The following is a 13,377-nucleotide window of genomic DNA, read 5'->3' on the forward strand; positions in this document are numbered from 1 at the left end:
TGATCAAAAACTGTCCTTGCCTGCACGCAAGGCGGCAAACGTTTCGACCGGATCTGCGCCGCCCCATTTTTGCATTAGCGCCGGATTATCCGCCCGCAGGAAGGGATTGGTAGCTAGCTCAAGTTCGAGCTTTGTCGGCACTGTCGGTTCACTCTTCGAGCGCTTGCGTTCTATCTCGGTTGCATATTCGGCCAGAGCCGCATTGTCCGGATCGGCGTGCAGAGCGAACTTCGCATTGGCGGCGGTGTATTCATGTGCGCAGTAGAGCATCGTTTCCGGCGGCAGAGCCTTGATACGCTGCAGGCTGTTCCAGAACTGTTCCGGCTCGCCTTCAAACATCCGCCCGCAGCCCAGCGCGAACACGGCGTCGCCGACGAAGGCCGCGCCTGCTTCGGGCATGTGAAAAGCGACATGGCCGTTCGTATGGCCGCCAACGTCGATCACTTCCGCGTTCCAATCGCCCATCGTTACGGTGTCACCGTGCGACACCACCCGGTCGATCGGGCTCAGCTTCTCCACTTCCTGCGGTGCGATGATGGCGCAGCCTGTGGCATCCTTGATCGCCTTGTTCCCGCCGGCATGATCAGGGTGCCAATGAGTGTTCCAGATTTGAGTGATCGTCCACCTTTTGGCCTTTGCCTGTTTCAGGTATTCCTCGCCATCGGGTGTGTCGATGCACACGGTTTCGCCGCTGGCTGGGTCGTGGACGAGATATCCGTAATTGTCGGACAGGCACGGGAACTGATGGATTTCTATCATCCCGCGATCCTACGCAGGGATGCGCGGCGAGGGAAGGGGGCGCGGCTGACTGGCACCGTTCGGGCCAGACACGGAAAAGCCCGCCAACTCTTTCGAGCGGCGGGCTTTCCCAATTTAGTCAAAGCTGTCGGAGAAAGACTTAGTCTTCCTTGCCCTTCAGAGCTTCGCCGAGAATGTCGCCCAGCGATGCGCCCGAATCGGACGAACCGAACTGTGCCACTGCTTCCTTCTCTTCAGCGATCTGACGCGCCTTGATCGAGAAGTTAGGCTTCTTCGAACGGTCGAAACCGGTGACCATTGCGTCGATCTTGCTGCCGGTCTGGAAGCGATCGGGACGCTGTTCGTCACGGTCACGGCCAAGGTCCGAACGCTTGATGAAGCCGGTCGCGCCATCGTCGCCAGCCTGCACTTCGAGGCCGCCATCGCGAACTTCGAGGACAGTCACGGTGACTACGTCGCCACGCTTCAGGCCGCCACCAGCGGCGCCTTCTGCCGATGGTGCACCCTTTTCAAGCTGCTTCATGCCGAGGCTGATGCGTTCCTTGTCGGTGTCGACATCGAGAACGACTGCCTGCACTTCTTCACCCTTGCGGTGGAGAGCCAGAGCGTCTTCGCCCGAGATGCCCCATGCGATGTCGGACATGTGAACCATGCCGTCCACATCGCCTTCGAGACCGATGAACAGGCCGAATTCGGTAGCATTCTTGACTTCGCCGGTGACAGTCGAGCCAACGGGGTGCTTGTCTGCGAATTCTTCCCACGGGTTGCCCTGGGCCTGCTTGAGGCCGAGCGAGATGCGGCGCTTTTCGCTGTCGACTTCGAGAACGACAACATCGACTTCCTGCGAGGTCGATACGATCTTGCCCGGGTGGACGTTCTTCTTGGTCCAGCTCATTTCCGAAACGTGGACCAGGCCTTCGATGCCCGGTTCGATTTCGACGAATGCGCCGTATTCGGTGATGTTGGTGACAGTACCCTTCAGCTTCGCGCCAACCGGGTATTTCGCACCGACGCCGTCCCATGGATCGCTTTCAAGCTGCTTCATGCCCAGGCTGATGCGCTGGGTTTCGCTGTTGATGCGAACGATCTGGACAGTAACAGTCTGGCCGATTTCGATGACTTCGCTCGGGTGGTTGACCCGCTTGTAGCTCATGTCGGTGACGTGCAGCAGGCCGTCGATGCCGCCGAGGTCAACGAACGCACCGTAATCGGTGATGTTCTTGACGACGCCGTCAATGACCTGGCCTTCAGCCAGTTCGCCGATCAGTTCGCTGCGCTGTTCAGCACGTGTTTCTTCGAGGATCGAACGACGCGAAACAACGATGTTGCCGCGGCGACGGTCCATCTTGAGGATCTGGAACGGCTGTTCGATATCCATCAGCGGAGTGATGTCGCGAACCGGACGGATGTCGACCTGCGAACCGGGCAGGAAGGCCACGGCGCCGTCGAGGTCGACCGTGAAGCCGCCTTTGACGCGGCCGAAGATGCGGCCGTTTACGCGAGCGCTTTCGCCGAATTCGTTTTCGAGCTTGTCCCATGCAGCTTCGCGGCGTGCGCGGTCGCGGCTGAGCATTGCTTCGCCGTCTGCATTTTCAACGCGGTCGACAAACACTTCGACTTCATCACCGACCGACAGGCCGTGATCGTCTTCACCGCGGGAGAATTCTTTAAGGTCGATGCGGCCTTCGCTTTTGAGGCCCACGTCGACAACGGCCTTGCCGTTTTCGATTGCAGTGACAGTGCCTTTAACGACGCGGCCTTCGAAACCACCGTCTTCTGCACCGCCAAGCTGTTCGTTAAGAAGCGCTTCAAAATCCGAGCGCGTAGGATTGGCTGAAGTTGCCATAGGTTAGGGTTTTCCTAATACTGTATTTTACCGGCCACCAGGTTGTTTCCCGGGGTCTTTTCTCCACCGCGGCGGAATTGCCTTGGTGGGCCAAGAGGGCCGAACTCTTTGCCGTGCCGAATGCAGCAGCAAAGGCCTGCCGGACAAAAATGCCCGCCAGACGAGCGCGCGCCTAGTGCAGGGGCCGCGCAAAAGCAAGCTTTTTACGCCTGCAAGTCCTACAGAATGGAACACATGGAACACTGTACAGGTGGAAACATTTGGCGGTCTGTTCTGCGTCCGCTGCACCGCGCGAAGATCAGGTGTAACGAACGGACAGGCCGGTGGGGCGGGAAGGCTGGGCATCGGCGCAGTTAGGCGCGCGATACTGGTGTAGGACAGCGCAATGGCCCGCTGTGGTTATTCGGCGCGGGCCTGTGCAATGGCATCGAGGGCAGCGGCGAAAGCTTCTTCGATGCCAAGCTGCGATGTGTCGATGACATAGGCATCGCTGGCAGCCACGAGCGGCGCGTCCTTGCGGTTTGTGTCCCGTTCGTCGCGCCGGCGCAGATCGGCGGCTATCTCTTCCAGAGTGATGGAAGCTCCGCGTTCCTGCATTTCCTTGAACCGGCGCTGGGCGCGGGCATCGACGCTGGCTGTGATAAACAGTTTCACGTCGGCATCGGGTGCGATGACTGTGCCGATATCGCGCCCGTCGAGCACAGCACCGCCATCTTGCAGGGCGAATGCACGTTGGCGCTCGAACAATGCCTGACGAACGGCGGGATGAACCGATGCCCGGCTCGCGAGGCTGCCGGTCGCTTCATTGCGCAGGACCGGGTCTTCGAGCAGTTCGGCCGGGAAATCGACCGCAGCCAGCGCATCAGCGGCATTGTCGGGATCGCCGCCATTAAGCAAGGTCTGGCGCCCGACTGCGCGATAGAGCAATCCGGTGTCCAGATGCGGCAGGCCAAAATGGGCGGCGATGCGTTTCGAAATCGTCCCTTTGCCTGACGCGGTAGGGCCATCGATGGCGATGATCATTTCGATTGTCTCCGTGCCACGATCGCTTTGGTCAGGCCCCAGATCGCAACGCTGATCCAGATCGCTTCCAGAACCAGCGATGGCAGGTTGGTGTGTACCAGCAAAGATACCGCCAGCAGTGTTGCGCCAACCAGATTGGTGCCGTGCAGAATGAATGGATCGGGCGAATCCTTGGCCGTCAGATAACCATAGGCAGACACGATCATGATCATGCCGACGAACCCGACCAGCGTGGCCCAGTCGAGCGGAGGCAGAGCCATTTCAGTCACGTGCGGCCTGCGCCAGCAAGGTTTCGAATGCGGGGAAGCTGGTGGCGATCGGGCGGGTGTCGTCAACCTCGACCCCGGCGCTGCTCGCGATACCTGCAACAGCCATGCTCATCGCGATCCGGTGATCGAGGTGGGTGGTGACCGGTTCTCCCGATGTGCCGGGCAGGGGCGCGCCGCCAGTGCCGGCGATGATCAGGCCATCCCCTGTTTCCTTAACCCGTGCGCCTGCGGCGGTAAGCGCAGCGGCCATTGCTGACAGGCGGTCGCTTTCTTTCACCCGCAATTCTTCCAGTCCGTTGGTGGTGGTCACGCCGCTGGCACAGGCAGCTGCCACGAACAGGATGGGGAATTCGTCGATCATGCTCGGCGCGATCTGGGGGTCGACCTCGATACCTTTCAGTGCGGAGTGTTTGACGCGCAAATCGGCGACAGGCTCGCCGCCGATTTCGCGCTCATCCATCAATTCGATCGAACCGCCCATCTGTTGCAGCACGCCAATCAGGCCGGCGCGCGTGTCGTTCAGTCCGACATTCTCGATTGTCAGATCGCTGCCGGGGGTGAGCAGGGCTGCGACGATGAAGAATGCGGCTGATGACGGGTCGCTGGGCACAGTGATGGTCTGCGGCTTGAGTTCAGCCTCGCCGCGAATACGTATGTGCCGCTCGCCTTCCACCAATTCCACGCTCAGATCTGCGCCGAATCCTTTTAGCATTCGCTCTGTATGGTCGCGGGTGGGGACAGGTTCGATCACCGTAGTCACGCCCGGAGTGTTCAATCCGGCAAGCAGCACCGCGCTTTTCACTTGCGCAGAGGCGACCGGCAGTCGGTAAGTAATCGGTACGGCAGGAAGGCTGCCTTTCATCATCAGGGGCAATGTGCCGCCGGGGCTTGCTTCGAAGCCGGCGCCCATCTGGCCCAGCGGATCGATTACGCGGCCCATTGGCCGACCGGAAAGGCTCGCATCGCCGGTGAAGGTTGCGGAAATCCCGTGACTGGCGACCAGTCCCATCAACAACCGAGTCGAGGTTCCGCTATTGCCCATGTCCAGCGCCTGATCCGGCTGCAACAGCCCGCCAACGCCTACGCCGTGGATCGACCATTCGCCGTCGGACGTTTTCTCGATTGCCGCGCCCATCGCGCGCAGCGCATCGGCGGTTGCCAGCACATCGTGCCCTTCCAGCAGACCGCTGACGCGGGTTTCGCCGACCGCCAGCGCGCCAAACATCAGCGCGCGGTGGCTGATCGATTTATCGCCGGGTACGCGGATGGTGCCGGTCAGCGCTCCCATCGGTGAAAAACGTTTCGGGGTAGGGGTGTCAGGCAATGTTGGGCTTTCGAACTGGGTGTCTCTGAACAAGCGGGGCTTTGACACTGCGATTGCCCTATGGCAAGGCGCGCCCGCACTGATTCAGGCCTTGTTTTCTCCAAGCGCCGAACCCAATAAGCATACAGCAGTTTTCGCTCCGGACTAATCGTTCGGACAGCATTTAAGGATTTACAATGGTCAAGCCAGAATGGGGCACGAAGCGTACTTGCCCGAAATGCGGCACCCGCTTCTATGATCTGGGCAAGGATGATCCCGCCACCTGCATCGAATGCGGTGAAGAATGGGATCCGGAGCCCGTCCTCAAGACGAAGCAGCCGATTCCGTTCGAAGACGCTGACAAGAAGAAGGGCGCAGAAGCAGACAGCGATCTGGCCGATGACGATGATGATCTGGGCGATGTGGACGAGGAAGAAAACCGTCCCGATTCCGACGTCGACCTCGGTGACGACAGCGAAGACCTTGCCGTTTCCAAGGGCAAGGGCGACGATGAAGCGCCCGAGAGCTAATTACGTACTTGCAATAGGGGGGCGTCCTGAATAAAGGGCGTCCTCCCGCACTTCGGTGCAGGTGACATCGATGGTTAAGGGGCCTTAGCTCAGCTGGGAGAGCGCAACACTGGCAGTGTTGAGGTCAGCGGTTCGATCCCGCTAGGCTCCACCATCGAAAACGAATTCAAGTCGGTTTTCTCAATGAACTCCGCACGCTGGCCAACGAGGTTTCGTTCGCCGGCGTTTTTGGCATTTGGCGCTGTGGCCCCCATATCGGGGCTGAACAGTAAAGAGGAGTGAGCGTATGTTCGACAGTCTGTCTGATCGCCTGACCGGCGTATTCGACGGCCTGCGCGGCCGCGGCGCGCTCAAGGAACAGGACGTTCGCGATGCAATGCGCGAAGTCCGTATCGCACTTCTCGAAGCTGATGTTGCCCTGCCGGTTGTCCGGCGTTTTGTCGACGCGGTGACCGAGAAGGCCATCGGGTCCGAAGTCCTTAAATCGGTTACCCCCGGCCAGCAGGTCATCAAGATCGTTTCCGACGAACTGGTGCAAATGCTGGGCGGCGAAGAAACCGTCGGCCTTGACCTTGAAGCCAAACCGCCGGTCGTCATCATGATGGTCGGTCTGCAGGGTTCGGGTAAAACCACTTCGACTGCCAAGCTCGCAAAATTCATCCGCGAGAAACACGGCAAGAAGGCTCTGATGGCCTCGCTCGACGTCAACCGTCCTGCGGCCCAGGAACAGCTTGCCGTCCTGGGCGAGCAGATCGAATGCGCGACGTTGCCGATCGTTGCCGGCCAGCAACCGGTCGACATTGCCCGCCGCGCGCTTGAATCCGCGAAACTTCAGGCCGCCGACGTGCTGCTGCTGGACACCGCAGGCCGTCTGCACGTCGACGAAGCGCTGATGGCCGAGATGAAGGCCGTGTCCGCGATCTCCGCCCCGCAGGAAGTCCTGCTGGTGGTCGACAGCCTGACCGGCCAGGATGCCGTGAACGTCGCGAAAAGCTTCACCGATGAAGTGCCTCTGACGGGTGTGATCCTGACCCGGATGGACGGCGATGCCCGCGGCGGTGCGGCGCTGTCGATGCGCCATGTCACGGGCAAGCCGATCAAGTTTGCTGGTACCGGCGAGAAGCTCGACGCGCTGGAGGCATTCCACCCCAAACGCGTTGCCGACCGCATTCTGGGCATGGGCGATGTCGTCAGCCTGGTCGAAAAAGCCGCGGCGACGATCAAGGAAGAAGATGCCGAAGCCATGGCCAAGCGCATGGCCAAGGGGCAGTTCGACCTGAACGACCTGCGCACGCAGCTGAAACAGATGACCCAGATGGGCGGTCTGGGGATGCTCGCGGGCATGATGCCGGGCATGAAGAAAGCCAAGGCCGCACTCGCGAACAGCGGAATGGACGACAAGGTTCTGGTGCACATGGATGCGATCATCGGATCGATGACGCCCAAGGAACGCGCCAACCCCGCGCTGCTGAATGCGAAACGCAAGAAACGCGTTGCCGCCGGATCGGGCCTGCAGGTGCAGGACGTGAACCGGCTCCTGAAAATGTATCAGGAAATGAGCCGCGCGATGAAACAGATCAAAAAGATGGGCGGCCTGAAAGGGCTGGGCGCGCTGTTCGGCAAAGGCGGCATGGATGCCGCGATGCCGGGTCTTGGCGGGCCTGGTGGAATGGGCGGCGGAATGGGCGGGGGCGGCCTCCCTCCCGGACTACCCGGCCTCGGCGGACCCAAGAAGCGATAGAATTTCAGAACACCATAACTTCATTTTAATTCAGAATATTAAACTCGAAAGGTAAAATACCATGGCAATTGCACTCCGTCTCTCGCGTGGTGGCGCGAAAAAGCGTCCTTACTACCGCATCGTGGCTGCTGACAGCCGCAAGCCGCGCGACGGTAAGTATCTGGAGCAGATCGGCACCTACAACCCGCTGCTCGCCAAGGATGATGAAAAGCGCGTAACGCTGAACGAAGACCGCGCCCGTTACTGGCTCGGCGTTGGCGCACAGCCTTCGGACCGTGTTGCACGTTTCCTCGACGCTGCCGGCGTTCGTGAGCGCGAAGCACGCAACAACCCGAACAAGGCGAAGCCGGGCGAAAAGGCGACTGAACGCGCTGAAGAAAAGGCTGAAAAAGCTGCTGCAGCTGAAGAAGCGAAGAAGGAAGCTGAAGCCGCTGCCAAGGAAGAAGAAGCTTCCAACGAAAACACTGCAACCGGTTCGGTCAAGTCGGAAGAAACCGCTGAAGCTGTTGCCGATGCGGCTGAAACCACTGACGGCGACACCGCTGAAGACAAGGCAGCAATTGCCGAGCAGACTGCAGAAGCCGGCGTTCCAAACGACCAAGCTGACGACACTGCTACCGAAGACAAGGGCGAGTAATCTCTCCCATGCAGGACAAGCCCGTCACGCTCGCTGCCGTAACCGGTGCGCATGGCGTGACGGGCGAAGTCCGTCTGAAACTGTTCGGCGAAGGCATCGCCCAGCTGAAACAGTATAAGAGCTTCAACGACGGGGCTCTCACTCTCAAGAAAATCCGCGACGACAACAAAGGCGGCGCCGTTGCGCGCTTTGCCGAAGTGACCGACCGCAATGCGGCGGAAAAACTGCGCGGTACGGTCCTGACAATCCCGGTTTCGGCATTGCCCGAACTGGGTGAGGGCGAATATTACCACGCCGATCTGCTGGGCCTTGCCGCCCATTCCGAAAGCGGCGAACCGCTGGGGACGATCTGTTCCGTCGAAAATTACGGCGCGCAGGATGTGCTGGAGATCGAACGACCTTCGGTTGACGGAAAGCCCGGCAAGAAGTTCATGATCCCGATGAACAAGGCAGCGGTTGTCGAATGGGACGACACACGCCTTGTGGTCAGCGACGATTTCGCCGACATATAGGCCATGAGCCACACCCTGCCCGTCGCCATTATCCAGGCCGCGCCGATCCCGCTCGCGATTGGAGATGGTATCACCAAAGCGGTGGAACTGGCCGAACGCGCGATCAAAGATGGTGCGAAACTGGTGGCTTTCGGGGAGACTTTCCTCGGCGGCTATCCGGTATGGCTGGATGAGGCACCCGGCGCGGCTTTGTGGGACCATTCCGGCACGCGGGCGCTGCACCGGATCATGCTCGAAAACGCGATTGTCGCGAATGACGAGCGACTCCTTCCGCTGCAAGAGCTGTGCGACGAACATGATGCCTGCATCTCTATCGGCGCGCATGAGCGGGTACGGCAGAGCCTTTACAACAACCAGTTGATGTTCCGTCCGGGTCAGGACCCGTTGCCGCACCGCAAGCTTGTGCCAACCCACGGCGAACGGCTGATCTGGATGCGCGGCGATGGCTCGACGCTGGGCGTGCATCAGGCCGAATGGGGCAATGTTGGCAATCTGATCTGCTGGGAACACTGGATGCCACTCGCGCGCGCCGCGATGCACAATCTGGGTGAGGCGGTCCATGTCGCGGCATGGCCGACTGTGCGTGAGGAATATGCGCTAAATTCGCGGCATTATGCGTTTGAGGGCCGGTGTTTCGTGCTGGCCGCTGGCTTGGTGCAGACGAAAGAGCAGGTGCTTGACGGATTGGAGCGTGCTGGCGGCGATGCTGATGCCAAAGCACTGCTCGAAGCCATAGATGCCGATGTATTGAACAAAGGCGGCAGCTTCGTCGCCGCACCGGATTCGCGGGTTATCGCGCAAGCAGGAGAGGGCGAAGAAACGCTCCACGCCGAATTGAATCTGTCGGAAATCGGAGGCAATCTGGCCTCGCTCGACACGGACGGCCACTATTCGCGGCCCGACGTGTTTGAGCTGAGCGTAGATACTCTGGCGAAGGACGGGGTGACATGGAGCTGATTTATAGCATCGTATATTACGCAAACACGCCACTGGTGTCGGCTGGATTCGTGCTCTTTGTTTTTCTCCTGACTCCAAACCTAGGAGCGTCGGCACGAGCAATTGTAGCCAGTTTTGCTGCATCTTTGATCAATGTTGGCCCAGGTCTCTTGTACAATTTGACCGAAGATCCCGGATCAGATGCTCATCCAGTATTCTACTTTGCGCTTTTCTGGACTCCATCCTTCCTATTTGCACGGCTCGTTAGCTGGCTGCTTTCCCGAAAGCTTGCCCCATCGGACGCGGAGCCATTCGAATGACCTTCGCCGCCACCATCCTCACGCTTTACCCCGAGATGTTCCCCGGGCCGCTGCGCCTGTCGCTTGCCGGCCGTGCGCTGGAGGAACAAAAATGGTCGCTCGACACGATCCAGATCCGCGATTTCGCGACCGACAAGCACAAGAACGTAGATGGCACGCCCGCTGGCGGCGGAGCGGGAATGGTGCTGAAAGTTGATGTTCTGGCGGCGGCGGTCGATCATGCGAAGCGGGTGCAGCCCAAGGCTCCGATCCTCGCCATGACCCCGCGCGGAAAACCGATTACTCAGGCGCGCATTCGCGAACTGGCAGCAGGGCCAGGCGTCACAATCCTGTGCGGCCGGTTCGAGGGATTTGACGAACGGATTTTCGAAGGGCGGGAGATCGAAGAGGTCGCTGTCGGCGACATTGTTCTGTCGGGCGGAGAGCCTGCGGCATTGATGATACTTGACGCTTGCATTCGCCTGCTTCCCGGCGTAATGGGCGCGGCTTCTAGCGGTACCGAGGAATCCTTCGAAGAAGGGTTGCTCGAATATCCGCAGTATACCCGACCTCAGGAATGGGAAGGGCGCACGATCCCCGAAGTGCTGCGATCGGGGGATCATGCGAAGGTCGCAGACTGGCGCAAGCAAATGTCTGAAGATCATACACGGTTACGCAGGCCGGACCTTTGGGATCGCTACAGTGGCGATCGGGACCAGCCTGCCTCTGGCGCGCGGCGAAAAGATAAGGACCAGGGCAAATGAACCTGATTCAAGAACTCGAAGCCGAAGCAATCGGCGCACTGGGGAAGGACATCCCCGAATTTCGTGCTGGTGACACCGTCCGCGTTGGCGTGAAGGTTGTCGAAGGTACGCGTGAACGTGTCCAGAATTTCGAAGGCGTTGTCATCGCCCGCTCCAACCGCGGCATGGGCAGCAACTTCACCGTTCGTAAAATCAGCTTCGGTGAAGGCGTGGAACGTGTGTTCCCACTCTATTCGCCGATCGTGGACAGCATCACCGTGGTTCGCCGCGGTATCGTGCGCCGCGCGAAGCTGTACTATCTGCGTGGCCGTACCGGTAAGAGCGCTCGTATTGCCGAGCGCCGGATGAACGCCCCCAAGGCGTAAGTCTCGCAATATCGAATTGAAGAAGGGCGGTTCCTGCGGGAGCCGCCCTTTTTCGTTGGCGAACCCTTGCCTGACATGGCACGCGCGTTAGGACACCGGAATCCGAAAGAGAGAGGTCGTCCCTTGATATGCGTTTACTGCTCGCTGCTGCCGCTTCGCTTGCCCTTGTCGCGCCGATGCACGCCGGAGCCCGCCCGATGAGCGCGGAGAGGGGCGATCCGAAGGACGGTGCGGCAAAGCTCAGCTTCGAACGCGTGTTCGCGTCACCATCGCTTGACGGGTCCAGCCCGCGCAAGGCGAAGCTTTCGCCAGACGGCCGGTATCTCACCCTGCTGCGCAATCGGGAGGACGACCGGGACCGCTATGATCTGTGGGCCTATGACCGCGAAAGCGAAGAATGGGCCATGCTGGTCGATTCGGAAAAGCTCGGTTCCGGGCGTGAACTGTCCGAAGATGAAAAGATGCAGCGCGAGCGTGCGCGTGTCGGCAATCTGAAGGGCATAATCGATTATCAATGGACCTCGGACGGGGCGGGCATTCTGGTTCCGCTGGACGGCGATCTCTACCTTGCCGATCTGAACGGCGAAGCGAGCCGGCTGACCGATACCGAGGAAAGCGAACTCAACCCCGCGCTGAGCGAGACCGGCAAGTACGTCTCCTTCGTGCGGGAACGGCAATTGTGGGTCGGAGAGGTCGGCGCGGCGGCCAATCCGGTCACTCCCAAAGAAGGCGATACGATCCGCTGGGGCGAGGCGGAATTTGTCGCACAGGAAGAAATGTCGCGGCTCACCGGGTATTGGTGGAGCCCCAACGACAGCCGTATCGCGGTCCAGCGGACCGATGAAAGCCCTGTCGGCATCGTCACCCGCGCTGCAATCGGCGCGACCGGAACGAAGGTGTTCGATCAGCGCTATCCGGTCGCTGGCAGCGACAACGCGATCGTGGAACTGTTCGTGATGAACCCCGATGGCAGTGACCGGGTGCAGGTCGATCTGGGATTGGACCGAGACATTTACGTCGCCCGCGTGGACTGGGCACCTGATGGAAGCGCGCTCTACGTTCAGCGGCAGAACCGCGCCCAGACGGTGATGGACATGCTGCGGGTCGATCCGGCGACGGGCGAAAGCGCGGCTGTGTTCACGGAAAACGCCGCGCGCGAGGATTACTGGATCAATCTGTCGGACAATTACAAATTCCTGAAAGGCAGCGATCCGCGTTTGCTGTGGTGGAGCGAGGTCGATGGTTTTGGCCACCTCTATCTGCGGGGCATCCCTGAAGGGGAAACTGTGCAACTGACCAGCGGTGATTGGGTGGTCAGTGCGTTGGTGGGTGTCGATCAGGACCGGAATATCGCCTATTTCACTGCGAACCGTGACGATCCTCTGGAACAGCACGTATATTCGGTCAGTCTGACGGGCGGGCCGATCACCCGTCTTACCGAACGCGGCTATACCCACAGCGCGACTATGGACAAGGACGGGCAGACGCTCCTGGTGACCCGTTCCGGCCACAATCAGCCCCCGCAAACCTATATTGCCGACGCAAAGGGCGACCGGCTTGCATGGGTGGAAGAAAACGCACTCGGGCCGGATCATCCTTACAGTGACTTCCTCTCAGGTCACCGTCCCGCCCGGTTCGGTACGATCAAGGCCGCAGACGGAATCACGGACCTGTTCTGGAAAATGGTCACGCCAGAGATGGAGCAGGGCAAGCAGTATCCGGTCTTCTTCTATCACTATGGCGGACCCGGTCCCCAGATCGTGACAAAGGGCTGGGACGGTGCGCTGCAGCAGGCGGTTGTCGATGCGGGCTACATCTGGTTCGAACTCGACAATCGCGGAAGCGCCAATCGCGGGGTCGACTTCGAGCAGCCGCTTTACCGCGCAATGGGCGGGGTCGAGGTCGCCGATCAGAAGGCTGGTGCCGAGTACCTCAAATCGCTCGATTTCGTCGATCCGGCCAAGATCGCGCTCTATGGCTGGTCGTATGGCGGATACATGACGCTAAAACAGATGCAGGCCGATCCGGGGCTGTATGCGGCGGGCATTTCGGGCGCTCCGGTGACCAAGTGGGAACTGTACGACACGCATTATACCGAACGCTTCATGGGCGATCCGCGCGAGGTGCCGGAAGCTTACGAGAAAGCCAGCGCCATTCCCGATGCGACCAGGATCAGCGATCCTTTGCTGCTGATCCATGGCATGGCGGATGACAATGTCGTGTTCGAAAATTCATCCGAACTCATCGCTACCCTGCAAGAGGGCAACGTGCCTTTCGAGATGATGCTTTACCCTGGTTACACGCACCGCGTGGCGGGTGAGAATATCAGTCCGCATATGTGGAATACGATCTTCGCATTCCTCCAACGGCACGGCGTTACTCCGCCCGAATAG

13 protein-coding genes and 1 tRNA gene are annotated in these 13,377 nt (G+C 60.0%); 9 read left to right on the forward strand and 5 right to left on the reverse strand.

Features of this window, described 5'->3' with window-relative positions:
* Window positions 1-3: 3 nt before the first annotated feature.
* The 5 genes from gloB to aroA all read right to left on the reverse strand — a co-directional run bounded on the left by gloB (window position 4) and on the right by aroA (window position 5,185).
* Entirely contained in the window at window positions 4-759 is a 756-nt protein-coding gene (gene gloB / locus PO778_RS02985; protein ID WP_271438549.1) for a hydroxyacylglutathione hydrolase, read from the reverse strand.
* A 139-nt stretch (window positions 760-898) separates the two neighbouring features.
* The gene (gene rpsA / locus PO778_RS02990; protein WP_160729613.1) at window positions 899-2,605 is read right to left on the reverse strand and encodes a 30S ribosomal protein S1; all 1,707 of its coding nucleotides are present in this window, start codon (window positions 2,603-2,605) and stop codon (window positions 899-901) included.
* Between the two features lie 399 nt (window positions 2,606-3,004).
* Window positions 3,005-3,628: a (d)CMP kinase gene (locus PO778_RS02995; protein WP_160729614.1), complete on the reverse strand. Its 624-nt coding sequence runs from the start codon at window positions 3,626-3,628 to the stop codon at window positions 3,005-3,007.
* On the reverse strand, window positions 3,625-3,888 hold the full coding sequence (locus PO778_RS03000) for a CBU_0592 family membrane protein (RefSeq protein WP_271439330.1): 264 nt from the start codon (window positions 3,886-3,888) through the stop codon (window positions 3,625-3,627). The genes PO778_RS02995 and PO778_RS03000 overlap by 4 nt, the downstream gene beginning before the upstream one ends.
* Before the next feature lies 1 nt (window position 3,889).
* Window positions 3,890-5,185: a 3-phosphoshikimate 1-carboxyvinyltransferase gene (gene aroA, locus PO778_RS03005; protein WP_271438550.1), complete on the reverse strand. Its 1,296-nt coding sequence runs from the start codon at window positions 5,183-5,185 to the stop codon at window positions 3,890-3,892.
* Window positions 5,186-5,397: 212 nt separating this feature from the next.
* Here aroA and PO778_RS03010 point away from each other — a divergent pair, with 212 nt between their 5' ends.
* The 9 genes from PO778_RS03010 to PO778_RS03050 all read left to right on the forward strand — a co-directional run bounded on the left by PO778_RS03010 (window position 5,398) and on the right by PO778_RS03050 (window position 13,377).
* Complete coding sequence (locus PO778_RS03010) at window positions 5,398-5,730, forward strand: TIGR02300 family protein (RefSeq protein WP_160729616.1); 333 nt, start codon at window positions 5,398-5,400, stop codon at window positions 5,728-5,730.
* A gap of 78 nt (window positions 5,731-5,808) precedes the next feature.
* Window positions 5,809-5,884, forward strand: a tRNA-Ala gene (locus PO778_RS03015).
* A gap of 132 nt (window positions 5,885-6,016) precedes the next feature.
* Window positions 6,017-7,471 carry a signal recognition particle protein gene (gene ffh / locus PO778_RS03020; protein WP_271438551.1) on the forward strand — a complete coding sequence of 485 codons (1,455 nt, stop codon included), beginning with the start codon at window positions 6,017-6,019 and terminating at the stop codon, window positions 7,469-7,471.
* 61 nt (window positions 7,472-7,532) lie between these two features.
* Complete coding sequence (rpsP, locus tag PO778_RS03025; protein WP_160729618.1) at window positions 7,533-8,108, forward strand: 30S ribosomal protein S16; 576 nt, start codon at window positions 7,533-7,535, stop codon at window positions 8,106-8,108.
* A gap of 8 nt (window positions 8,109-8,116) precedes the next feature.
* A complete protein-coding gene (rimM, locus tag PO778_RS03030; protein ID WP_271438552.1) occupies window positions 8,117-8,620 on the forward strand; it encodes a ribosome maturation factor RimM in 504 nt (167 codons plus the stop codon).
* A 3-nt stretch (window positions 8,621-8,623) separates the two neighbouring features.
* The gene (locus PO778_RS03035; RefSeq protein WP_271438553.1) at window positions 8,624-9,577 is read left to right on the forward strand and encodes a carbon-nitrogen hydrolase family protein; all 954 of its coding nucleotides are present in this window, start codon (window positions 8,624-8,626) and stop codon (window positions 9,575-9,577) included.
* A 295-nt stretch (window positions 9,578-9,872) separates the two neighbouring features.
* Window positions 9,873-10,619, forward strand: coding sequence for a tRNA (guanosine(37)-N1)-methyltransferase TrmD (trmD, locus tag PO778_RS03040; RefSeq protein ID WP_160729622.1), 747 nt, complete (start codon window positions 9,873-9,875; stop codon window positions 10,617-10,619).
* The gene (gene rplS / locus PO778_RS03045; RefSeq protein WP_160729623.1) at window positions 10,616-10,984 is read left to right on the forward strand and encodes a 50S ribosomal protein L19; all 369 of its coding nucleotides are present in this window, start codon (window positions 10,616-10,618) and stop codon (window positions 10,982-10,984) included. The genes trmD and rplS overlap by 4 nt, the downstream gene beginning before the upstream one ends.
* 128 nt (window positions 10,985-11,112) lie before the next feature.
* A complete protein-coding gene (locus PO778_RS03050; protein ID WP_271438554.1) occupies window positions 11,113-13,377 on the forward strand; it encodes a S9 family peptidase in 2,265 nt (754 codons plus the stop codon).

Source organism: Pontixanthobacter luteolus (assembly GCF_947494915.1).
GTDB lineage: Bacteria > Pseudomonadota > Alphaproteobacteria > Sphingomonadales > Sphingomonadaceae > Pontixanthobacter > Pontixanthobacter luteolus.